The sequence below is a fragment of the Streptomyces sp. NPDC048278 genome (genome assembly GCF_040652195.1).
GTDB lineage: Bacteria > Actinomycetota > Actinomycetes > Streptomycetales > Streptomycetaceae > Streptomyces.
Genome location: NZ_JBEZLP010000034.1, coordinates 28392 through 53170, shown reverse-complemented (window position 1 = coordinate 53170; position 24779 = coordinate 28392). Strand labels below are relative to the sequence as shown.

At 74.9% G+C, this 24779-nt stretch carries 4 protein-coding genes; 2 read left to right on the top strand and 2 right to left on the bottom strand.

Translation table 11 applies throughout. The annotated features are described in order from the left end of the window. Positions 1-107: 107 nt before the first annotated feature. A complete protein-coding gene (locus AB0D74_RS39660) occupies positions 108-1133 on the bottom strand; it encodes an iron ABC transporter permease (protein WP_362598157.1) in 1026 nt (341 codons plus the stop codon). A gap of 418 nt (positions 1134-1551) precedes the next feature. Between AB0D74_RS39660 and AB0D74_RS39655 the strand changes: the two genes are divergently transcribed. Beyond that, entirely contained in the window at positions 1552-23379 is a 21828-nt protein-coding gene (locus AB0D74_RS39655; protein ID WP_362598154.1) for a non-ribosomal peptide synthase/polyketide synthase, read from the top strand. A 45-nt stretch (positions 23380-23424) separates the two neighbouring features. After that, complete coding sequence (locus AB0D74_RS39650) at positions 23425-23628, top strand: MbtH family protein (protein WP_189262309.1); 204 nt, start codon at positions 23425-23427, stop codon at positions 23626-23628. Positions 23629-23694: 66 nt separating this feature from the next. Here AB0D74_RS39650 and AB0D74_RS39645 read toward each other — a convergent pair whose 3' ends face one another. Then, complete coding sequence (locus tag AB0D74_RS39645; protein ID WP_362598151.1) at positions 23695-24777, bottom strand: iron-siderophore ABC transporter substrate-binding protein; 1083 nt, start codon at positions 24775-24777, stop codon at positions 23695-23697. Positions 24778-24779: the final 2 nt, after the last annotated feature.

The following is a 24779-nucleotide window of genomic DNA, read 5'->3' as shown; positions in this document are numbered from 1 at the left end:
GGAGACCGGGGGAGCGGCGAGCCGGAACGGCCGGTCGCGCAACGCGGGCCGGGCGGCAGCGGGAGCAGGGGCAGGTTCAGGAGAGAGAGTGGGTCGTGCGGGCACGCTCACACCTCCGCGAGTTTCCGGCGGCGGACCAGGGCGATGAAGAACGGGCCGCCGAGGAAGGCGACGAGGACCCCGGCCTGGATCTCGGTGGGCCGGGCCACCATCCGGCCCACGATGTCGGCGGACAGGAGCAGCACCGGGGCCAGCGCGGCGGACAGCGGCAGCAGCCAGCGGTGGTCGGGACCGATGCCGGCGAACTGGGCGAGCAGCCGGGCGATGTGCGGGACGACCAGGCCGAGGAAGACCACCGGTCCGATGACGGCGACCGACGCGCCGGTCAGCAGCACGATCGCGGTCACTCCCTGGAGCCGTACCAGACCCAGCCGCCGTCCCAGCGAGGCGGCCACGTCGTCGCCGAGCGCGAGGCTGTTGAGGGCGGGCGCGCAGGACAGCGCGAGTACGGCGCCCACGGCGAGGAACGGCAGGATGCGCATCAGGTCGCCGGAGTTCTGGTCGGCCAGGGTGCCGGCGGACCAGTAGCGGTAACGGTCCAGGGCGTCCTGGTCGGTGAGCACCACGGCGCTGGTCAGCGACGACAGCAGCGAGGTGACGGCCACTCCGGCGAGCGCCAGCTTCACCGGGGTCGCCCCGGAGCGACCGAGCCGTCCGAGGAAGAAGACGAGGACGCTCGCGGCGAGCGCCCCGGCGAACGCGAACCACACGTAGCCGTAGAGCGATCCGACTCCGAGCACCGCGACCGACACGACGATCGCGAAGGACGCGCCCGCGCTGACCCCGAGGATGCCGGGGTCCGCGAGGGGGTTGCGGGTCAGGGCCTGCATCAGGGCGCCGGACAGGCCGAGCGCGGCGCCCGTGGTGAGGCCGAGCAGCGTCCGGGGGATGCGCACCGACCAGATCACGTTGTCGACCAGCCGGCTCGGCGGGTGCCCGAGGACCGAGCGCACCACCTGGTCGAGGGGGACGCTCAACGCGCCCAGTGCCACGGAGAGCAGGGACAGGAGGACCAGGAGCGCGACGATCACCGTCACCAGCACCGTGGTGCGAAGCCTTCTGCCTGAAGCCACTTGCCGGTCTCCATGCCGTTGTCCGGTGGTCCGCGAACAGTCCTGAGAGCAGGTTAGGTGAGCATAACCTCAGCGGCTGTGACTTGGGCCGCTGAAGTCACATTGCCCCTGTTGAGTTAGGCAATCCTTACCTTACTATGCGAGCGGTCGCGGCTCCGCTGAGCCGTTCCACACCTATGGGGAGGCACGGACAGCTGTGTCGGGCAACAGGCGTTCTTCCGCACCTTCTTCTGCGGCATCGACTTCGAAGGCTTCGGAGGCTTCGACGACTTCGACGGCGCGGACGGCATCCACGGAGGAGTACTGGCGGGAACGGTTCGCCGCACCGGCACCGGAGACCTCACTGCCGTTCGACTTCCCGCATCCGGCACGCCCGTCGGAGCCAAGGCCGCGCGAGATCCGTACGGCCGAACTCGGCGTGACGGCCGACGAACCCACCCTGCTCGCCGCCTTCGTCGCCCTGCTGCACCGCTACGGCGGCGGCACGGCGCAGGATCTGACGGTCGCTCACGAGGGGCTGCCGCTCCGGCTGCGGGTGAACGGCACCATGACGTTCGCCGAGTTGCGCGACCACGTCACGGCCGTCCACGCACAGGCCGCCGCCCACCGGCTGCCCACGGCCGCGCTGCTACGGCTGCTCGCTCCCGAACCCGGGCGCGGCGGCGCCCTGTTGTGCGCCGTCGGCTTCGGCCCCGCGCCCTGGGACGCGGGCGGCCCGCTCGACCTGGCGCTGTCCCCGAGCGGCCCGGCGCTGCGCGCGGACTACGCCGCCGACCTCTTCGAACCCGCCACCGTCGACCGGATCCTCGGCCACTACGCCACGCTCCTCGCCGACGCCCTCGACCGGCCCGGCACCCCGGTCGCCGACCTCCGGCTCCTCGATGCCGGTGAACGGCAGCGGATCCTGGCCGACTGGAACGACACCGACCACGACGTGCCCGCCCGCACCTGGCCGCGCATGTTCGCCGACCAGGTCGCCGCCCGCCCCGACGAGGTGGCCCTCGTGCACGGGGACGTCCGCCTCACCTACGCCGAACTCGACGCCCGTGCGGCCCGGTTGGCCCATGCCCTGGTCGCCCGGGGCGCCGGTCCCGAGCAGGTCGTGGCGCTCGCCGTACCCCGCTCCGCCGAGATGATCGTCGCGGAGGTCGCCGTACTGAAGACGGGCGCGGCCTACCTCCCCGTCGACACCGACTACCCGGCCGACCGCATCGCGTACATGCTCGACGACGCCCGTCCGGTCTGCCTCGTCACCACCGCCGACACGGTCCCCGACCTGCCGCCGGGCCCGGCGACGCTGGTCCTCGACGCCCCGGAGACCGTCGCCGAGCTGGCCGCCCTCCCGGCCCACGACCCCGCCACCGCCGACGCGTTGACGGTCGCGCACGCCGCGTACGTCATCTACACCTCCGGCTCCACCGGCCGCCCCAAGGGCGTGGTGCTCTCGCACGCCGGAGTCGCCAAGCTGGCCGCCACCCAGCGCGAACGGTTCGGGATCGGCCCGCACAGCAGGGTCCTGCAGTTCGCCTCGCCCAGCTTCGACGTGGCCTTCTGGGACCTGTGCCTCGGCCTGCTCTCCGGCGGCCGGCTGGTCGTCGTACCCGCCGACCGCCGGGTGCCCGGCGCGCCCCTCGCCGACTACGCGAACGAGCACGGCATCACCTTCATGATCCTGCCGCCGGCTCTCCTCGCGGCCATGCCCGACGACGTGCAACTCCCGCCCACGGCAACCCTGCTGGCCGGTACCGAGCGGGTCTCGCCCGAGCTGGTCGGCCGCTACGCGCGCGGCCGGATGATGTTCAACGCGTACGGGCCCACCGAGGCCACCACCAACTCCACGCTCGGCCTGTGCGACCCGGACACCCCGGCCGGCACCATCGTGCCCATCGGCGTCCCCGACCCCGGCACCCGCGCCTACGTCCTCGACGACCGGCTGCGGCCCGTACCGGCCGGTGTGGTCGGGGAGTTGTACCTCGGCGGCGCCGGACTCGCCCGCGGCTACCTGGGGCGGCCCGCGCTGACCGCCGAACGGTTCGTCGCCGACCCGTTCGGCGCGCCCGGCGAACGGCTCTACCGCACCGGCGACCTGGTCCGCTGGAGGTCCGACGGGCGCCTGGAGTTCCACGGCCGCGCCGACAGCCAGATCAAGATCCGCGGCTTCCGCATCGAGCCCGGCGAGATCGAGTCGGTGCTGCGCGCCCACCCGGCCGTCGACCAGGCCGCCGTCGTGGTCCGCGAGGACCGCCCCGGCGACCGCCGCCTCGCCGCCTACGTCGTGCCCGCCCTGGACGCCCCGGACGGCACCGGGGCCGCCGGGGCCGACGAGGCCGTGTCCGACTGGAAGGACCTGCACGAACTCCTCTACTCCGCCGCCGGATCCGACGGCTTCGAGGAGAACTTCGCGGGCTGGAACAGCATGTACGACGGCCTCCCCCTGCCGCTCGCGGACCTGCGCGAGTGGCGGGACGCGACCGTCGCCCGGATCCGCGAACTGCGGCCCCGCCGCGTCCTTGAGATCGGCGTCGGCAGCGGCCTGCTGCTCTCCCGGATCGCCCCCGACTGCGCCGAGTACGTCGGCACCGACCTCTCCGGCGAAGCGGTCCGCGCGCTGCGCGCCCAGGTCGACGCCGTGCCGGAGCTGGCCGGCAAGGTCACGCTGCACGCCCTCCCCGCACACGGGCTGACCGGCCTCCCCGAGGGCCACTTCGACACCGTCGTCGTCAACTCCGTGATCCAGTACTTCCCGGGCGCCGACTACCTCACCGACGTCCTGCGCTCGGCCGCGCGCCTGCTGGCGCCCGGCGGCGCGCTGTTCGTCGGCGACGTACGCAACCTGCGGCTGCTGCGGACGCTGGCGACGGCCATCGAGTCGGGCCGCGGCCGAAGGGAGTTCGCCGACGACAAGGAGGCCCTGCGCGCCGCCGTCGACCGGGCCGTGGCCTGGGAGGGCGAACTCCTCGTCGACCCGGACTACTTCGCGACCCTGGACGGCTTCACCGCCGACGTGCGCGTCAAGCGCGGCACCCACCACAACGAGCTCACCCGCTACCGCTACGACGTCGTCCTGCGCCCCGCCACCGAACCGGCCCCGGACGCCTCGGCTTCGGCTGGCTCTGCCTCGGCGGGGTCGACCTCGGCTGTCTCGGCCCCGGACCTCTCGTCCCCTGTGCCCTGGTCCGCGTTCGGTACCCCGGATGCCCTCGGTGTGCGGCTCGCCGCCCCGGACCGCCCCGTTCACCTCCGCGTGACGGGCATCCCCAACGCCCGTCTCGCTCCCGACCTGACCGCGCTCGGCGCCCTCGACGACAGCAGCCGCACCGGCAGCGCGGGCGTCGACCCGGAGACGCTGTACGAGACCGCCGCCCGGCACGGCTACCTGGCTGCCCTGACCTGGACCGCGGACGCCGAGGACGGCAGCCTGGACGCGGTGTTCGCGCGCGGCGACGACACCCCGCTCGGCCCGCTGTACCTCCCCGGCCAGGCCCGGCCCGAGGCGCACCCGCACACCAACCGTCCCGCGCCGTTCCGCAACGTCACCGCGCTGATGGCCCAGCTGCGCGCGCACGCCGCCGAGTTCCTGCCCGAGTACATGGTCCCGGCCGCCCTCGTCCCGGTGGACCGGCTCCCGGTCACCCCGAGCGGCAAGCTCGACTCCGCCGCCCTGCCGGTCCCGGACTACGGCCTGCTCAGCTCGGGCCGCGCCCCGCGCACCGAACGCGAGCGCCTGCTGTGCGACCTGTACGCGCGGGCCCTGCGGGTTCCCTCGGTCACCGTCGACGACGACTTCTTCGCGCTCGGCGGGGACAGCATCGTCGCCATCCAGCTGCTGGTCCTGGCCCGCGGGGCCGGTCTGGAGCTGACCCCGCGCGACGTCTTCCGGCACCGCACGGTCGACCGGCTCGCCGGGGTCGCCCGCACCGCCGCCGACACCTCCGGCGCCGCCGAGGACCCGGCCGGCACCCCCTGGGACCCGCCCACCGCCGACGAACTCGCCGCGCTCCAGGGCGACGCCCCGCTCACCGTCGCCGAGGTCCTGCCGCTCGGCCCGCTCCAGGAGGGCTTCTTCTTCCACGCCCTCGTGGACGGCGCCGAGCACGACGCCTATGTCGTCCAGCAGGTGGTCGAACTCGCCGGACCCGTCGACGGCGGCCTCCTCCGCCAGGCCGCCCAGCGGCTCCTCGACCGGCACTCCCCGCTGCGGGCCTGCTTCCGCCAGCTCCCGGACGGCCGCCCCGCCCAGCTCGTCGCCGACGGACTCGACGTGCCCTGGCGCGAGGTCGACCTCTCCGCCCAGGACCCCGCGGTCCGTACCGGCCTCGCCGCGGCCGTCGCCGCCGACGAACGCGCCCGCCGCTTCGACCTCGCCCACCCGCCGCTGCTGCGCTGCGCCCTGGTCCGTCTCGGCGCGGACCGCAGCCAACTCGTCCTGACCTTCCACCACATCGTGGCCGACGGCTGGTCCCTGCCCGTCCTGCACCGCGAACTCCTCGCCCTCTACGGCGAACAGCCCGCGCCACTGCCCGAAGTCGCCCCGTACCGCGGCTACCTGGCCCGCGTCGCCCGCGCCGACCGGGAGGCGGCCCGGGACGCCTGGCGCACCGCCCTCGCCGGGATCGACGAGCCCACCCGCCTGGTCGGGACCCCGGCCGCCGCCGGGCCGGTCGAGCCCGCGCAGCTCCGCGTCGAGCTGCCCGAGCGCACCACCGCCCGGCTCACCGCCCGCGCCCGCGAACACGGTGTCACTCTCGGCACGGTCGTCCAGGCCGCCTGGGGCCTGCTCCTCGCCGGACTGACCGGCCGCCAGGACGTGGTCTTCGGCACCACCGTCTCCGGCCGCGACGCCGCCGTGCCCGGCATCGAGTCGATGGTCGGCCTCTTCATCAACACCCTGCCCACCCGGCTGGCCTGGGCCCCCACCGACACCCTCGGCGCCGTCCTGGAACGCCTCCAGCAGGAGCAGAGCGCCCTGCTGGACCACCAGCAGCTCGGCCTCGCCGAGATCCAGCGGGCCGCCGGGCACGCGGGCGACGGCGAACTCTTCGACACCCTGGTCGTCTTCGAGAACTACCCCGCCGAACCGAACCTCGCCGACCCCACCGGCACGGTCCGGCTGGCCGGGCACGCCTTCCACGACGCCGTGCACTATCCGCTGGCCCTGATCGTCAAGCCCGGCCGCCGCCTCGACCTGCGGCTCAAGCACCACGAGAACCGGATCCCCCGCGAGGCCGTGCGACTGCTCGCCGACCGGCTCACCCGGGTCCTCGACGCCCTCGCCGAGGACACCGCACGCCCGGTGGCCGCGCTGGACCTGCTGGTCGAGGGCGAGCACGGACACGTCGAGGGCGAGCGGCGCGCCGTACCCGCGACCACCCTGCCCGCCGCCATCGCCGCCCGGACCGCCCGCACGCCCGACGCCACCGCCGTCGTGCACGAGGGCACCACCCTCACCTACGCCGAACTCGACGCCCGAGCCGAGCGGCTGGCCCGCCGCCTGCGCGCCCGCGGCTCCGGGCCCGAGCGGTTCGTCGCCGTCGCGGTGCCGCGTTCGGCCGAGTTGATGGTGGCGCTCCTCGGGGTGCTCAAGTCGGGCGCCGCCTACCTGCCGGTCGACCTCGACTACCCGGCCGACCGCATCGCGTACATGCTCACCGACTCCGGCGCCCGCACCGTCGTCACCACGGCACGGGACGCCGTACGCCTGCCGGCGGTGGACGGCCTGGAGATCCTGCACGTCGAGGACGAGGGCGACGTTCCCGAGGAGGTACCGGACACCGCGCCCCTCACCCCCGACCACCCCGCCTACCTCATCTACACCTCCGGCTCCACCGGCCGCCCCAAGGGTGTCGTCGTCACCCACCGTGCGATCGGCAACCGGCTCGCCTGGATGCAGGGTGCGTACGGACTGGCCGCCGACGACCGCGTGCTGCAGAAGACCCCGTCCAGTTTCGACGTCAGTGTCTGGGAGTTCTTCTGGGCGCTGCGCGAGGGCGCCGCGGTCGTGCTCGCCGCGCCCGACGGGCACCGCGACCCCGCCTACCTGGCCCGGCTGATCCGGGCCGAGGGCGTCACGACGATGCACTTCGTGCCGTCGATGCTGGACGCGTTCCTGGCGTCGGAGGAGGTCACCGCCGATCCCGCCTGGGCGGGCAGTCTGCGCCGCGTCTTCAGCAGCGGCGAGGCCCTGTCGGGCGCGGCGGCCCGGCGCTGGCACGACCTGACGGGCGTACCGCTGCACAACCTGTACGGCCCGACCGAGGCCGCCGTGGACGTGACGTACCACGCCTGTGACGGCACGCCGGGGACGGTCGTGCCCATCGGGCGGCCCGTGTGGAACACCGGTGTGCGGGTGCTGGACTCCTGCCTGCGCCCGGTGCCGGACGGGGTGCCCGGCGAGCTGTACCTGACCGGTGTCCAGCTGGCCCGCGGCTACCACCGGCGGCCCGCCCTCACCGCCGACCGCTTCGTGGCCGATCCGTACGCCGACGCGCCCGGCGCCCGCATGTACCGCACCGGGGACCTCGTGCGCCGGCGTGCCGACGGCACCCTCGACTACCTCGGCCGCACCGACCGGCAGGTCAAGCTGCGCGGCAACCGGATCGAACTCGGTGAGATCGAGGCCGCGTTGACCCGGCACCCGGCGGTGGCGCGCGGTGCCGTGGTCGTCCGCGACGGGCGGCTCGTCGCCTACGCGGTCCCGGCGGCCGGTGCCGTCGCCGACCCCGCCGACCTGCGCGCCGCCCTCGCCGGGGCGCTGCCCGCGCCGCTGGTCCCCGAGGCGTACGTCGTCCTCGACGACCTCCCGCTCACCCCCAGCGGCAAGCTCGACCAGGCCGCGCTGCCCGCCCCCGAGGCCGAACGCGCCGCCCGCCGCGCACCCGAGGGCCCCCTGGAGCGGCGGCTCACCGGGATCTTCGCGGCCGTCCTCGGCATCGCCGACGTCGGCCCGGACGACGACTTCTTCCGGGTCGGCGGCGACAGCATCAGCTCCATCGGCGTCGCCAGCCGGGCCCGCGCGGCCGGCCTGGACCTCAGCCCGCGGGACGTGTTCACGCACCGGACCCCCGCCGCGCTCGCCGCCACCGCCGGCACCGTCACGCGGGAAGCGCCCGCCGCCGCTGCCGCCTTCACCCTCACCGACGCCGAACACACCCGGATCCGCGCGCTCGCCGCCCCGGCCGCGGTCGCCGACGTCTGGCCGCTGGCCCCGCTCCAGGAGGGCCTGTTCTTCCACTCGGCCTACGACCAGGGCGCGTTGGACGTCTACACCGTCCACGAGACCTTCGACTTCGCCACCGGGCTGAACCCGGCCCGGCTGCGCGCCGCCGTCCGCACCCTCCTGGACCGCAACCCGGGCCTGCGCGCCGGGTTCACCAGCGAAGGCCTCGACCAGCCGGTGCAGTTCATCGTCGAGACCCCGGAGATCCCGCTCGACGAGGTCGACCTCTCGCACCTCGCGGCCCCGGAACAGGACGCGCGGATAAGGGAGTTGACCGAGGCCGAGCGCAACCGGCGGTTCGACCTGTCCGCGCCCCCGCTGTTCCGGCTGCTCCTGCTGCGGCTCGGCGCCGAGCGCGGCGACCGGCTCGTCGTCGGCCGCCACCTGATCCTCTGGGACGGCTGGTCGGCCTGGCTCTTCCTGGACGAGCTGTTCGCCCTCTACGAGTCCGGCGGCGACGCCTCCGCGCTGCCCGCCCCCGGCAGCTACCGGGACTACCTGACCTGGCTCGACCAGCAGGACGACACCGCCGCCACGGCCGCCTGGCGCACCGCGCTGGCCGGTCTTGAGGAGCCCACCCTGCTGGCCCCGGCCGCCGCCGACGGCCTCGAACCGGTCATCCCCGACCAGCTCGACGTCCGCCTCACCGCCGAACTCGGCGACCGGCTGCGGGAGACCGGCCGGGTCCACGGCCTCACCCTGAACACCCTGCTCAACGCCGCCTGGGGCCTCACCCTCGCCTCCGCGACCGGCCGCAGCGACGTCGTGTTCGGCACCACGGTCGCCGGCCGGCCCAGCGAGGTCCACGACGTCGAGAACATCATCGGCCTCTTCCTCAACACCGTCCCCACCCGGATCGCCCTCGACCCCGCCGAACCGGTCCTCGGTCTGCTCCGCCGCGTCCAGGGCGAACGCCTCGACCTGATGCCGTACGAGCACCTCAGCCTCGGTGTGCTCCAGGCCGAGACCGGGCACCGCAAGCTCTTCGACACGCTGTTCGTGCTGCGCAACAACGACACCGAGGACCGGCTGGCGGAGCTGCGCACCCGGCACGGGGCCACCGCCGTCGCCAACGTCGACGCCACCCACTACCCGGCCAACCTCGTCGTCACCCCCGGGCAGCGGATCACCGTCACCCTCACCCACCGGCCCGACCTGGTCCCCGCCGACCGGGCCCGCGCCCTGCTGGACCGCTTCACCCTGCTCGTCGACCGGCTCACCGCCGACCTCACGGCCCCCGTGGGCTCCCTCGACCCGCTGCTGCCCGCCGAACACGCGGCGCTGCGCGAGGAGTGGGCGGCCGGCCGGGTCGAGGTCCCCGAGGAGACCGTCGCCGACCTGCTGGCCGCCCAGGCCGCCCGCACCCCGGACGCCCGCGCCCTCGTCCTCGGCGAGCGGGCGCTGACGTACGCCGAACTCGACGCGGCCGTCAACCGGATGGCCCGGCTGCTCGTCGAGCGCGGCGCCGGTCCCGAGCACGTGGTCGCGCTCGGCCTCGGCCGCTCCCTCGACATGGTGGTCGCGCTCTTCGCCGTGCTGCGCACCGGCGCCGCCTACCTGCCCCTGGAGCTGGACCACCCGGCCGACCGGCTCTCCCTGATGCTGGCCGACGCCCGCCCGCTGCTCCTGCTCTCCACCACCGCCGTCTCCGCGACCCTCGACGGCGACGGCCTGCCGCGCGTCCTGCTCGACGACCCGGCGGTCCGCAACGAGCTGGCCGGCCTCCCCGACACCCCCGTCCGGCGCCGCTTCAGCCTCGAACACCCCGCCTACGTCATCTACACCTCCGGCTCCACCGGCCGCCCCAAGGGCGTCGTCACCCCCTACCGGGGCCTGACGAACATGCAGCTCAACCACCAGAAGGAGATCTTCGAGCCCGCGATCGCCGCGGCGGGCGGCCGGCGGCTGCGCATCGCGCACACCGTGTCCTTCGCCTTCGACATGTCGTGGGAGGAGCTGCTCTGGCTGGTCGAGGGCCACGAAGTGCACGTCTGCGACGAGGAGTTGCGGCGCGACGCGGAGGCCCTGGTCGCCTACTGCGAGCGGCACCGCATCGACGTCGTCAACGTCACGCCCACGTACGCGCGGCTGCTGATCGAGCAGGGCCTGCTGGAGGGCCACGTTCCGCCGCTCGTGCTGCTCGGCGGCGAGGCCGTCCCGGAGACGGTGTGGGCGGCGCTGCGCGACACCGAGGGGACGTACGGCTACAACCTGTACGGGCCGACCGAGTACACCATCAACACCCTCGGCGGCGGCACCCTCGACTCCGACACCCCCACCGTCGGCAAGCCCATCCGCGGCACCCGCGCCCACCTCCTGGACGCCTGGCTGCGGCCGGTGCCCGACGGCGTCCCCGGCGAGCTGTACATCGCCGGCATCGGCCTGGCCCGCGGCTACCTGGACCGGCCGGGACTGACCGCCGAGCGGTTCGTCGCCGACCCGTTCGGGGAGCCCGGCGAGCGCATGTACCGCACCGGTGACCTGGTGCGCCGGGGCCCCGACGGCAACCTCGACTTCCTCGGCCGCACCGACGACCAGGTGAAGATCCGCGGCTACCGGATCGAGCCCGGCGAGATCGAGGCCGCCCTCAGCCGCCACCCGCTGGTCTCCCAGGCCGCCGTCGTGGTCCGCGACGAACGCCTCGTCGGCTACGTCGTGCCCTCCGGCGCCGACCCCGCCGACCGCACCGCCGCCGAGGCCGCGCAGGTGGGGGAGTGGCAGGAGATCTACTCCGACGAGTACGAGGAGATCGGCACCGCCGTCTTCACCGAGCAGTACGACGGCTGGGACAGCTCCTACGACGGCCGGCCCATCCCCTTCGAGCAGATGCACGAGTGGCGCGAGGCCACGGTCGCCCGCATCCGGGCCCTGAACCCGCGCCGCATCCTCGAAATCGGCGTCGGCTCGGGCCTGCTGCTGTCCCGGCTCGCCCCGGACGCGGCGGAGTACTGGGCGACCGACTTCGCCGCCCCGGTGATCCGCAAGATCGGCGCGGAGCTGCGGGACCGGGACCCCGAGCTGGCCTCCCGGGTTCAGCTGCGCTGCCGGCCCGCCGACGATCTCAGCGGGCTGCCCGCCGGCCACTTCGACACGATCGTCGTCAACTCCGTCATCCAGTACTTCCCGAGCATCGAGTACCTCACCGCCGTCATCGACGGCGCCATGGCACTGCTCGCGCCCGGCGGCGCCCTGTTCGTCGGCGACGTCCGCAACCTGCGGCTGGCCCGCACCTTCCACACCGAGATCCAGCAGGCCCGGGGCACGGCGGAGTCCGAGCTGCCGGCTGCGGTGGAGCGGGGGCTGCGCCTGGAGAAGGAACTCCTGGTCGACCCCGACTACTTCACCACCCTCGGCCACCACGTCGACCTGCGCACCAAGCGCGGCCGTCACCACAACGAGCTGACCAGGCACCGCTACGACGTCGTCCTGTACGCCGGCGAGCCCGGCGTCCGCCTCGACGACGCGCCGACGGTCGAGTGGGGCACGGCCCACACCGTGGGCGAACTCGCCCGCGGAGGCCTGACGTCCGGAGCCGTCGGCCGGCTCCTGCGCGACGCGGGGGAGCTGATCGCCCGCGTGGGCGAACGCCCGCGCACCGGGCGCCCCGCGGTCCTGCGCGTCACCGGCATCCCCGACGGCCGCGTCCGCGAGGACGGTGTCGACCCGGAGACCCTGTACGCACTCGGCGCCGACGCCGGACACCAGGTCCTGACCACCTGGTCGCCGGGGGCCGGGACCTACGACGCCGTGTTCCTGGGCGCCGAACACCGCCTCACCGCAGGTCTGTTCCGGCCCGGCGGCGGCACCGCCCCCTACGCCAACGACCCGACCGCCGCCCGTGAGACCGGCGCCCTGGTCCGGCGGCTGCGCGAGGACCTCGGACGCGAACTGCCCGAGTACATGGTCCCGGCCGCCTTCGTCACCGTCGACGGCCTGCCCATGAACGCCAACGGCAAGCTGGACGTGCGCGCCCTGCCCGAGGCCGAACCCGCCGTCGCCCTCGGCGGCGGACGCGGCCCCCGCACCCCGCGGGAGGAGGTGCTCTGCCGCCTGTTCGCCGAGGTGCTGGGGCTGCCCGAGGCCGGTGCCGAGGACAACTTCTTCGACCTCGGCGGCCACTCGCTGCTCGCCACCCGGCTGGTCAGCCGCGCCCGCACCGAACTGGGCGCCGAACTCGCCATCCGCGACCTCTTCGAGGCCCCCACCCCGGCCCGGCTCGCCGCCCGCGTCGGCACCGCGAGCCCCGCCCGGCCGCCCGTCACCCCGGTCACCGACCGGCCCGCCCGGATCCCGCTCTCCCCGGCCCAGCGCCGACTGCTGCTCGTCGAGCAGATCACCGGCAGCGGCGTCGCCTACAACTTCCCGCTGGTCTTCCGGCTGCGCGGCGACCTCGACACCGAGGCCCTGCGCGCCGCCCTGCGGGACGTGGCCGCCCGCCACGAGGCACTGCGCACCGTGTTCCCGGCGCACGACGGCGAGCCGTACCAGTGGATCGTCCCCGCCGAGGACGCGCACCCGGCCCTCACCGTGGCCGACGCCACGGAGGAGGCGCTGCCCGCGCTGATCGAGGCGGCCCAGCGCCGCCCCTTCGCCCTCACCGCGGAACTCCCGCTGCGCTGCGAGGTGTTCCGGCTGGCCGACGACGACCACGTGGTGGCCGTCGTCCTGCACCACATCACCACCGACGAGTGGTCCGACCGGCCGTTCCTCGCCGACCTGGACACCGCCTACGCGGCCCGCCGCGCGGGTACCGCCCCCGAGTGGGCGGCGCTGCCCGTGCAGTACGCCGACTACACCCTGTGGCAGCGGCGGTTGCTCGACGCGACCGGCGAGGCCCAACTCGCCTACTGGCGTGAGGCGCTGCGCGGACTCCCGGAGGAGCTGGCGCTGCCCGCCGACCGCCCGCGCCCCGCCGAGCCGACCGGCCGCGGCGGCAAGGTCCGCCTGGAGCTGCCGGCCGCCACCGGCCAGGCCCTGCGCGACCTCGCCGGATCCACCGGCACCAGCATGTTCATGGTGTTCCAGGCCGCCACCGCCGCCCTGCTCCGGCGGCTGGGCGCGGGCGACGACATCCCCCTCGGCGCGCCCGTCGCGGGCCGCACCGACGAGGCCCTCGGTGACCTGGTGGGCTTCTTCGTCAACACCCTGGTGCTGCGCACCGACCTGTCCGGCGACCGGCTGACGTTCCGTGAACTCCTCGGCCGGGTGCGGGAGTCGTCGCTGACCGCCTTCGAGTACCAGGACCTGCCCTTCGACCGGGTGGTGGAGGCCCTCAACCCGCCCCGGACGGCCGGCCGCAACCCGCTCTTCCAGGTCATGCTCGGCTACCACCACCGGCCCGACGGCGACCCCGACGTGCTGGGCCTGGCCACCGAGTGGTCCGACATGGACACCGGCATGGCCAAGTTCGACCTGCACTTCACCTACGTCGACGAGTCCGACCGGGTGGTGCTGGTCCTGGAGTACGCCACCGACCTCTTCGACCCCGGCACGGCCGAGGGCCTGGCCGACCGCGCGGCCCGGCTCCTCGCGCACGCCGCCGCCGCACCCGACGCCCCGCTCGGGGACCTGGACATCCTGCACGAGGACGAGCGGGCCCGCGTCCTCACCGGCTGGAACGACACCGCCAGGACCGTCCCGGACGTCACGCTTCCCGACCTCTTCCGCGCCCAGGCGGCCCGCACCCCCGACGCCACCGCCCTCGTCTTCGAGGAACAGCGGCTCACCTACGCCCAGTTGGACGCCCGCGTCGAGCACACCGCCCGGGTCCTGGCCGGACTCGGCGCCGGCCCGGAACGGACCGTCGCCGTCGCCCTGCCCCGCTCGGCCGACCTCGTCGTGGCCCTCCTCGCCGCCCACCGCGCCGGCGCCGCCTACCTGCCGCTGGACCCGGACTACCCGGCGGACCGGCTCGCCCTCATGGTCGAGGACGCCCGCCCGGTGTGCGTGATCCGCGACGCGCTGCCCACCGGCCCGGAGGCGCCGCTCCCGACGTCGTACGACCCCCGGCACCCGGCCTACGTCATCTACACCTCGGGCTCCACGGGCCGTCCCAAGGGTGTGGTCGTCCCGCACGCGGGCATCGTCAACCGTCTGCTGTGGATGCAGGAGGCCTACGGCCTCGGCGCCGACGACCGGGTCCTGCAGAAGACGCCGTCCAGTTTCGACGTGTCGGTGTGGGAGTTCTTCTGGCCGCTGATCACCGGCGCCACGCTGGTCGTCGCCCGGCCCGAGGGCCACCGCGACCCCGCCTACCTGGCCGCGCTGATCCGCGAACAGGCCGTCACCACCGTCCACTTCGTGCCCTCGATGCTCCAGCTCTTCCTGGAGGAGCCGACGGCCGCCGGCTGCACCGGCCTGCGCCGTGTGCTGTGCAGCGGCGAGGCGCTCCCGGCCGCCCTCGCCCGCCGCTGCCACGAGGTGCTGGACGCCGAGCTGTACAACCTCTACGGCCCCACCGAGGCGTCCGTCGACGTCACCGCGACCGGGATCGGCCCCGGCGCGACCACCGTCCCCATCGGCCGCCCGGTCTGGAACACCCGCCTCTACGTCCTCGACGCCGGCCTGCGCCCGGTGCCGCCGGGCGTGCCGGGCGAGCTGTACCTGGCCGGTGTCCAGCTGGCGCGCGGCTATCTGGACCGGCCCGGGCTGACCGCCGAGCGGTTCGTCGCCGATCCGTACGGCCCGGCAGGCAGCCGCATGTACCGCACCGGTGACCTCGCCCGCTGGACGGGGGACGGCACGGTCGAGTACCTCGGCCGCACCGACGACCAGGTGAAGGTGCGCGGTTTCCGCGTCGAGCCCGGCGAGATCGAGGCCGTGCTCGCCGCCCACCCGGCCGTCGCGCACGCCACCGTCACCGTGCACGGCCAGGCACTCGTCGCCCACGTCGTGCCCGCCACGGGCCCGGTGGTGGACGCGACCGCCCTGCGCGCCCACGCCGCCGCCGTCCTCCCCGCCCACATGGTGCCGGCCGCCTACGTCACCCTGGACGCGCTGCCGCTCACCCCGAACGGCAAGCTCGACCGCAAGGCCCTGCCCGCCCCCGAGTTCACCGCGGCCACGGGCGACGGCACCGCGCCGCGCACCCCGCGCGAGGAGATCCTCACCGCCCTGTTCGCCGACGTCCTCGGCCGCGAACGGGTCGGCGTGGCCGACGACTTCTTCGCGCTGGGCGGCCACTCGCTGCTCGCCATGCGCCTGGCCGGCCGCGTCCGCACCGCGCTCGGCGCGGAACTGACGGTCCGTGACGTCTTCGAGGCACCCACGGCCGCCCAGCTCGCCGCCCGCACGGACACCTCCGCCGCCGGGTCGCGTCCCGCGCTCGCCGTCCCGCGTCCGCGCCCCGAACGGCTGCCGCTGTCCGCCGCACAGCGCAGGCTCTGGCTGCTCGCGCAGGTGGACGGCGCGAGCACCGCGTACAACCTCCCCTCGGCCTGGCGGCTGACCGGCCCCCTGGACCGGGACGCCCTCCAGGCCGCCCTGAACGACGTGGCCGCCCGGCACACCCCGCTGCGGACCGTCTTCCCGGCGGTCGACGGGATCCCGTACCAGCGGATCCTCGCCGATGCCGAAGTCCCGCTGGAGAGTGCCCCGTTCGGGGAACTCGCCGGCCGGGCGGCGCACGTCTTCGACCTGGAGCGCGAACTCCCGCTGCGCGCCACCCTGTTCGAGACCGGCCCGCACGAACACGTCCTGCTGCTCCTGCTGCACCACATCGCCACCGACGAGTGGTCCGACCGCCCCCTGTTCGCCGACCTCGCCACCGCCTACGCCGCCCGCACCACGGGCCGGGCCCCCGACTGGGCTCCGCTGCCCGCGAGCTACGCCGACTACACGCTCTGGCAGCGCGACCTGCTGGCCGCGGCCGAGCCGGAGCTGCTCGCCCACTGGACCGGGACCCTGCGCGGGCTGCCCGCCGAACTGGACCTGCCCACCGACCGGCCGCGCCCCGCCGAGCCCACCGGGCGCGGCGGCACCACCGCCTTCACCGTCCCGCCCGCCCTGGCCGGCGCCCTGCGCGGCCTAGCCCGCGCCCACGGCGTCAGCATGTTCATGGTGGCCCAGGCCGCGGTGGCCGCACTCCTGCACCGGCTCGGCGCCGGAGACGACATCCCGCTCGGCGCCCCGGTGTCCGGGCGGTCCGACGAGGCCCTCGAAGACCTGGTCGGCTTCTTCGTCAACTCCCTGGTCCTGCGCACCGACCTGTCCGGCGACCCCACCTTCGCCGAGCTGCTCGACCGGGTCCGGGAGACCGACCTGGCCGCCTACGAGCACCAGGACCTGCCCTTCGAACGGCTGGTGGAGGCACTCAACCCCGAACGCTCCCTGGCCAGGCACCCGTTGTTCCAGGTGATGGTCGTCCACCTCGCCGGACCCGGTGACGGCCCCGCGCTGCCCGGCCTGACCGCCCGCCGCGAGACCGTCGGACAGGACAGCGCCAAGTTCGACCTCAGCTTCGACTTCGTCGAGCGGGACGAGGGCATCGACGGCTGGATCGAGTACAGCGCCGACCTCTTCGACGAGCGGACCGCCGTACTCCTCGCCCGCCGCCTGGAGGCCCTGCTCACCCAGGTCGCCGCCGACCCCGGCCGCCGCGTCGGCACCCTCGACGTCCTGCGCGACGACGAACGCGCCCAGGTCCTCACCGGCTGGAACGACACCACCAGGACCGTCCCGGACGTCACGCTTCCCGAACTGTTCCGCGCCCAGGCGGCCCGCATCCCCGCCGCCCCGGCCGTCGTCTTCGAGGGCACCCCGCTCACCTACGCCGAACTCGACCAGCGCGTCGAACGGCTGGCCCACACCCTCGCCGCGCACGGCGCCCGCGCCGAGACGACCGTCGCCGTCGCCCTGCCGCGCTCCGCCGCCCTCGTGGTGACCCTGCTCGCCGTGCACCGCGCGGGCGCCGCCTACCTGCCCCTCGACCCGGGCTACCCGGCCGACCGGCTGGCGTACACGCTCGCCGACGCCCGCCCGGCCTGCCTGGTCACGGGGGAGGGCGGCACCGTTCCGGACACCGGCGTGCCCCGTCTCACGGTGACCGCCGACGGCACCCCCGCCCACCCGGCCGACGCCCCCCTGCCCACCTCCTACGACCCCCGGCACCCGGCCTACGTCATCTACACCTCGGGCTCCACCGGCCGTCCCAAGGGCGTGGTCGTCCCGCACGCGGGCATCGTCAACCGCCTGCTGTGGATGCAGGACGCGTACCGCCTCGGCGCCGACGACCGGGTCCTGCAGAAGACCCCGGCCGGGTTCGACGTGTCGGTGTGGGAGTTCTTCTGGCCGCTGATCACCGGCGCCACGCTGGTCGTCGCCCGGCCCGAGGGCCACCAGGACCCGGCCTACCTGGCCGAGCTGATCCGCGAACAGGCCGTCACCACCGCCCACTTCGTGCCGTCCATGCTGCGCGCCTTCCTCGACGAGCCGGCCGCCGCGAGCTGCACCGGCCTGCGCCGGGTGATGTGCAGCGGCGAGGCCCTGCCCGCACCGTCGGCCGCCCGGTTCCGCCGACTCCTCCCGGACACCCGGCTGCACAACCTCTACGGCCCGACGGAGGCCTCCGTCGACGTCACCGCCCACGAGGTGCCGGCCGATCCGGACACCGTGCCGATCGGCCGCCCGGTGTGGAACACCCGCACCTACGTCCTCGACGCCGGCCTGCGCCCGGTGCCGCCCGGCGTCGCCGGCGAGCTGTACCTGGCGGGCGTCCAGCTGGCCCGCGGCTACCTCGGCCGCCCCGGCCTGACCGCCGAGCGGTTCGTCGCCGACCCGTACGGCCCGGCGGGGGCCCGCATGTACCGCACCGGCGACCTGGCCCGTTGGACGGCAGACGGCGAGCTGGAGTACCTCGGCCGCACCGACGACCAGGTCAAGCTGCGCGGCTTCCGCATCGAGCCCGGCGAGATCGAGACCGTGCTCGCCGCCCACCCGGCCGTCGCGCACGCCACCGTCGTGGTCCGCGACGACCGGCTCGTGGCGTACGCCGTCCCGGCCCCCGGCGCCACCGTGGACTCCGCGGCCCTGCGCGCGCACGCCACGGCCGCACTGCCCGAGTACATGGTCCCGGCCGCCGTGGTCACCCTCGACGCCCTCCCGCTCACCCCCAACGGCAAGCTGGACCGCCGGGCCCTGCCCGCCCCGGACTTCGCCGCCGAGGTCGGCGACACCCGGCCCCGGACCCCGCTGGAGGAGACCCTCGGAGCGCTCGTCGCCGACGTGCTCGGCCTCGAACGCGTCGGCGTGGACGACGACTTCTTCGCCCTCGGCGGGGACAGCATCGTCGCCATGCAGCTGGTCGCCAGGGCCCGCGCGGCCGGGCTGGCGTTCAGCCCGCGCGACGTGTTCCGGCACAAGTCGGTGGCAGGACTGGCCGCGGTGGCGACCACGGCCACGTCCGGGGACCGGGCCGAGGAGACGGTCCTGCTCGACCTCACCGACGCCGAACGCGCCGAGGTCGCCGCCCTCCCCGCCGGCACCGACGTGCTCCCCCTCTCCCCGCTCCAGGCCGGACTGCTCTTCCACGCGGCCCTGGACTCCGGCGACGAGGGACCGGACGTCTACACCGTCCAGATCTCCTACGACCTCGACGGCCCCGTCGACGCCGACCGCCTGCGCGCCGCGGCCCAGGACCTGCTCGACGCCCACGAGAACCTGCGCAGCGGCTTCCGGTACCTCTCCTCCGGCCGCCCGGTGGCCGTCGTACCGCGCACCGCCGTGCTGCCCTGGCGGCAGCTCGACCTCACCGACGGCGACGAGGCGGCCTGGACCCGGGTGCTCGGGCAGGAACGGCGCCGCTTCGACCCCGAACGGCCGCCGCTGCTGCGCCTGTTGCTGGCCCGCACCGGCCCGGACCGGCACCGCCTCGTGCTCTCGCACCAGCACCTGCTCCTCGACGGCTGGTCGCTGCCGCTGCTCACCGCCGAACTCTGGGCGCGCTACGAGGGCCGCACCCCGGCCCTGCCCGCCCCCTACCGGGAGCACCTGCGGCTGCTGGCCGCCCAGGACCCGGCCGCCTCCGCCACCGCCTGGACCGAGGCCCTCACCGGCCTCGCCGAACCCACCCGGCTCGCGCCCGCCGACCCCGACCGGGCCGCCGCCGTCCCGCACACCCACACCGTGGAGCTGGACGCAGGCCGCACCGCGGAACTGGAGGCGTTCGCCCGGCGCACCGGCGTCACCGTCAACACCCTCGTGCAGGCCGCCTGGGGCGTGCTCCTCGGCCGGCTCACCGGACGCGACGACGTGGTGTTCGGCGCCACCGTGGCGGGCCGCTCGCCCGAACTCCCCGGCTCCGAGGCGATGATCGGGCTCTTCATCAACACGATCCCGGTCCGGGTGCGGATCCGCCCCGAGGAGAGCACGGCCGCCCTCCTGGAGCGGCTCCAGGACGAACAGTCCCGGCTCATCGCCCACCAGCACCTCGGGCTCGCCGACATCCAGCGCACCGCCGGACTCGGCGAACTCTTCGACACCCTCGTGGTGTTCGAGTCGTACCCGGTGGCGGACCCGGACGAGGAGACGGGCGAGAACGCGGGCGTCGCGCCGCGGGCCACGGTCCGCGAGCACGCGGACTCCACCCACTACCCGCTGGCCTGGGCGGTCGAGCCCGCCGAACGGCTGCGGGTGACCGCCGAGTTCCGCCCCGACCTGTTCGACGCGGCCACCGTACGGCGGATCACGGCCGCCCTGACCGGCCTGCTCACCGGCATGGCCGCCGACCCCGGGCGCCCCGTCGGCCGCCTCGACCTGCTCGACTCCGCCGACCGGTACACCGTCCTGGAGACCTGGAACGACACCGCCCTGCCGGCCGCCGAACGCCTCGGCACGGTACCGGCGCTGTTCGCCGCCCAGGCCGCCGCCACTCCGGACGCGGTCGCCGTCACCGACGGCCGCACCACCTGGACGTTCGCCGAACTCGACGCCCGAAGCGCCGAGTTGGCCCGCATCCTGGCCGGGCACGGCGCCGGGCCCGAGCGGATCGTGGCCCTCGCCCTGCCCCGCACCGCCGACCACATCGCCGCGATCCTCGCGGTGCTGAAGGCGGGCGCCGCCTACCTGCCCCTCGACCCCGACCTGCCCGCGGCCCGCCGCACCGACATGCTGGCCGACGCCCGCCCGGTGCTGGTCCTCGCCACCGACGCGACCGCGGGCGCGCTGCCCGCGACGGACGTCCCCGTCGTGCGGCTCGACGCCCCGGCGGACGGGCTGCCCCAGGCCGAACCCACCGCCCCCGGCCCCGACGACCCCGCCTACGTCATCTACACCTCCGGCTCCACCGGCCGCCCCAAGGGCGTCGTCGTCACCCAGCGCGGAGTCGCCAACCTCTTCCACAGCCACCGCCACGACCTGCACGACCTCGCCAAGGAGCGCACCGGACGGCGGCACCTGCGGGTCGGCCACGCCTGGTCGTTCTCCTTCGACGCCTCCTGGCAGCCGCAGCTCTGGCTCCTCGACGGACACGCCCTGCACATCGCCGACGACGACACCCGTCGCGACCCCGAACTCCTCGCCGCCTTCGTCCGCGACCGGGACATCGACTTCATCGAGGTCACCCCGTCCCTGCTCGCCCGGATGGCCGACAGCGGCCTGATCGGGCCCGACGGCGACTGCCCGCTCGCGGTGGTCGGCTTCGGCGGCGAGGCCGTACCCGACGCGCTGTGGCAGCGGCTCGCCGCGCTCCCCGACACCGAGGCGGTCAACCTGTACGGCCCCACCGAGGCCACCGTCGACGCCCTCGTCGGCCGGGTCCGCGACAGCGCCCGCCCGGTCGTCGGCCGCCCCGTCCACCACTCCCGCGCCTACGTCCTGGACACCGCCCTGCGCCCGGTCCCGCCCGGCGTCACCGGCGAGCTGTACCTGTCGGGACCCGGCCTGGCCCGCGGCTACCTCGGCCGGCCCGACCTCACCGCCGAACGGTTCGTCGCCGACCCCTTCGGGCTGCCCGGGGCCCGCATGTACCGCACCGGCGACCTGGCCCGCTGGACCGAGGACGGGCTGCTCGAATTCGCCGGACGCACCGACGACCAGGTGAAGATCCGCGGCTACCGGGTCGAACTCGCCGAGATCGAGGCCGCGTTGGACAGCCACCCCGCGGTCGCGCAGAGCGTCGTCGTGACCCGCGAACACCGGCCCGGGGTCCGGCAGTTGATCGCCTACGCGGTCCCGGACGGCTCGGGCGGCACGGGCGGCACGGGCGGCACGGGCGGCGCGGAGCTGCGTGCCCACGCCGCCGCCCGCCTGCCCGACTACATGGTCCCGGCCGCCGTGGTCGTCCTGGAGCGGCTGCCGCTGCTCTCCAACGGCAAGCTCGACCGGGCCGCCCTGCCCGCCCCCGACTTCACCGCAGCGGGCGGCGGCCGGACCCCGGAGAACGACACCGAACGCGCCCTGCGCGCCCTGTTCGCGGACGCCCTCGGGCTGCCCGCCGAGGCGATCGGCACGGACGACGACTTCTTCGCCTTCGGCGGGGACAGCATCGTCGCCATGCAGCTCGTCGCCCGCGCCCGCTCGGGCGGCCTGCGGATCACCCCCCGCCAGGTCCTCCAGCACCGCACCGTCGCGGCCCTGGCCGCCGTCGCCGTCCCGCTGGGCGCGGACGACCGGCGGGCCGCGCACGACGACGGCACCGGGACCGTCCCGCTCACCCCGATCATGCGTGCCCTGCTCGACCGCGGCGGCCCCATCGCCGCCTACCACCAGGCGGCCCTGCTGCGCACCCCGGCCGACCTCACCGAACCCGGCCTGCTGACCGTGCTCGGCGCCCTCGCCGCCCGCCACGACATGCTCCGGGCCCGGCTGGTCCGCACCCCGGAGGCCGCCCTGTCGGTGCCGGCGGCGGGCGACACCGACGTACGGACCTGGCTCGCCCGGGTCGACGTACGCGAGACGGCCGAGGACGAGAGCGCGCTGCGGGACGCCATCGCCGACCACGCTCCGCGCGCGCTGGCGGGGCTCGACCCCGAGGCCGGGGCGATGGTGCGGGCGGTGTGGTTCGACGCCGGTCCCGACCGGCCCGGACGGCTGCTGCTCCTCGTCCACCACCTGGTGGTCGACGGCGTCTCCTGGCGCGTGCTGCTGCCCGACCTGGCCACCGCCTGGGCGGCCGTCCGCGGCGGCCGTACCCCCGAACCGGCGCCGGTGGAGCTGTCGTTCGCCCGCTGGGCACGGCTGCTCGGCACCCGCGCGGGCGAACCGGCCGCCGAGGACGAGCTGCCCTGGTGGACCTCCGCCCTCGCCGCGGGCGCCGACCTGCCCCTGGCCCGTCCGCTCGATCCGGCGCGGGACACGGTCGCCACCACCCGCTACCTGTCCCTCTCCCTCCCGGCCGGCGTCACCGGCCCGCTGCTGAGCCGGGTTCCGGCCGCCTTCGGGGCGAGCGTCAACGACGTCCTGCTCACCGCCTTCGCCCTCGCCGTCGGCGACTGGCGGGCCCGGACGCTGGGCGCGGAGCACGCGGGCGGCCCGGTCCTGGTCGACCTGGAGGGCCACGGCCGCGAGGAGGAACTCGCGGGCGACGCCGACCTGTCCCGCACGGTCGGCTGGTTCACCAGCGTCGTCCCGGTACGGCTCGACCCCGGTGCCTCCGGGCCCGACGCCCTGACCGGCGGAGCCGCCCTCGACGCGGCGGTGGCCCGGATCCGCGACCACCTCACCGCCCTTCCGGCGGCCGGCATCGGCCACGGCCTGCTGCGCCGGCTCAACCCCGCGACCGGCCCGCTCCTCGCCGAACTCGCCGAACCCCAGATCGAGTTCAACTACATGGGCCGCTTCGACCGCCCCGCGGCAGCCGACTGGTCCTACGCCGCCGAGGAGGACGCCGCCGACCTCGACGCCGACCCCGGCATGCCGATGTCGCACGCGCTCACCCTCAACGCCCTCACCGAGGACCGCCCCGAGGGTCCGGAACTCAGCGCCCACTGGGCCTACGCGGCCGGACTCCTCACCGAGGAAGCGGTACGGGAGCTGGCCGAGACGTGGTTCCGGGCGCTGGAGGCGGTGGTGGCACGCGCGGACGAACTGAACTGACCCACCGCACCCGTCGAACAGACCGAAAGGCAAGGACCCCCTGACATGAGCAACCCGTTCGAGAACCCCGACGGCGTCTACTCCGTCCTCGTCAACGACGAGGGCCAGTACAGCCTGTGGCCCGACTTCGTGGACGTACCGGCCGGCTGGACGGTCGCCCACGGCCCGGCCCCCCGGCAGGAGTGCCTGGACCACATCGAGACCCACTGGACGGACATGCGGCCCAAGAGCCTGGTCGAGGGCTCCTGACGGACGCAACGGGAAAGGGGGGTGGCCCGGTGTCGAACCGGGCCACCCCCCTTCCCCTTTCCGCGCTCAGGACGCCGGCTGTTCCACCTTCGTCGACGCCTTGCCGTCCACCGCCGCCGCCAGCTGCGGCACCAGGCGGTCCAGGACGTAGGGGATGCTCAGCACGGTCGACAGCGACACCGCGTTGCCGTAGTCGCTGGTCTCCTTGATGTAGACCTCACGACCCTGCTTCACCACGTTCAGATCGCCGTAGACCGGGTCGCTGTGCAGCTTGGTGACCGAGGTGGTGGTGTCCGGCGCGATCCACACGGCCACGTCCTGGTCGAGCAGGTCGTAGCGCTCCTTGCTGATCTGGGCGCCGAACTGGTCCCCGATCACCTTGTCGAGGTCCTTGGGCAGCGAGAAGCCGAGGTCGGACAGGAGCCGGGAGCGCGGGTCCTCGCTGCCGTAGACGAACACGCCCTGGTACGGGGTAGCCATGACCGCCGTGGCCTCGGCGAACGCGGGGTTCGCCTTCTTCGCCGCGGCGAACTTGGCCTCCACGCCCGAGACCAGCGTCTTCGCCTCGGCGGCCTTGCCGAGCGCCTGCCCGATCTCCTCGGTCTGCTGCTGCCACGGCACGCCGTAGTCGTTGTACTGCTTCGGCTGGGCCACGACCGGCGCGAACTTCGACAGGCTCTCGTACTGGGCCTTCGTCAGCCCCGAGTACACCGCGAGGATCAGGTCCGGCTTGAGCGCGGCGATCTTCTCCACCTGCGGACCGGTGCCGGTGTCCTTGAGCACGGTCGGCGCGGGGGAACTGCCCAGCTTGTCCTGGGCCCAGGGGCCGATCGCGCCCTTGTAGCCGCCCAGCCACTCGGTGGTGCCGACCGGGACCTTGCCGAGGGCGAGGACGGCGTCCTGGTCGGTGAGGCCGACCGTCACGATCCGCTCGGGTGCGGACTTGATGGTCGTACTGCCGAACTTGTGGGCGATCGTCACGGGGAACGCGTCGGCGGACGAGCCCTCTGCCCCGGACGAGGAGGAAGAAGAGGTCGAGCCGGAGTCGCTGTCGGAGTCGGAGGAGCCGCAGGCGACCGCCGTCGCCGTGAGCAGGATGACGGAGGCGAGCAGGCCGGTGAGCCTGGACACTCTGGTGACGCGGGGCATCG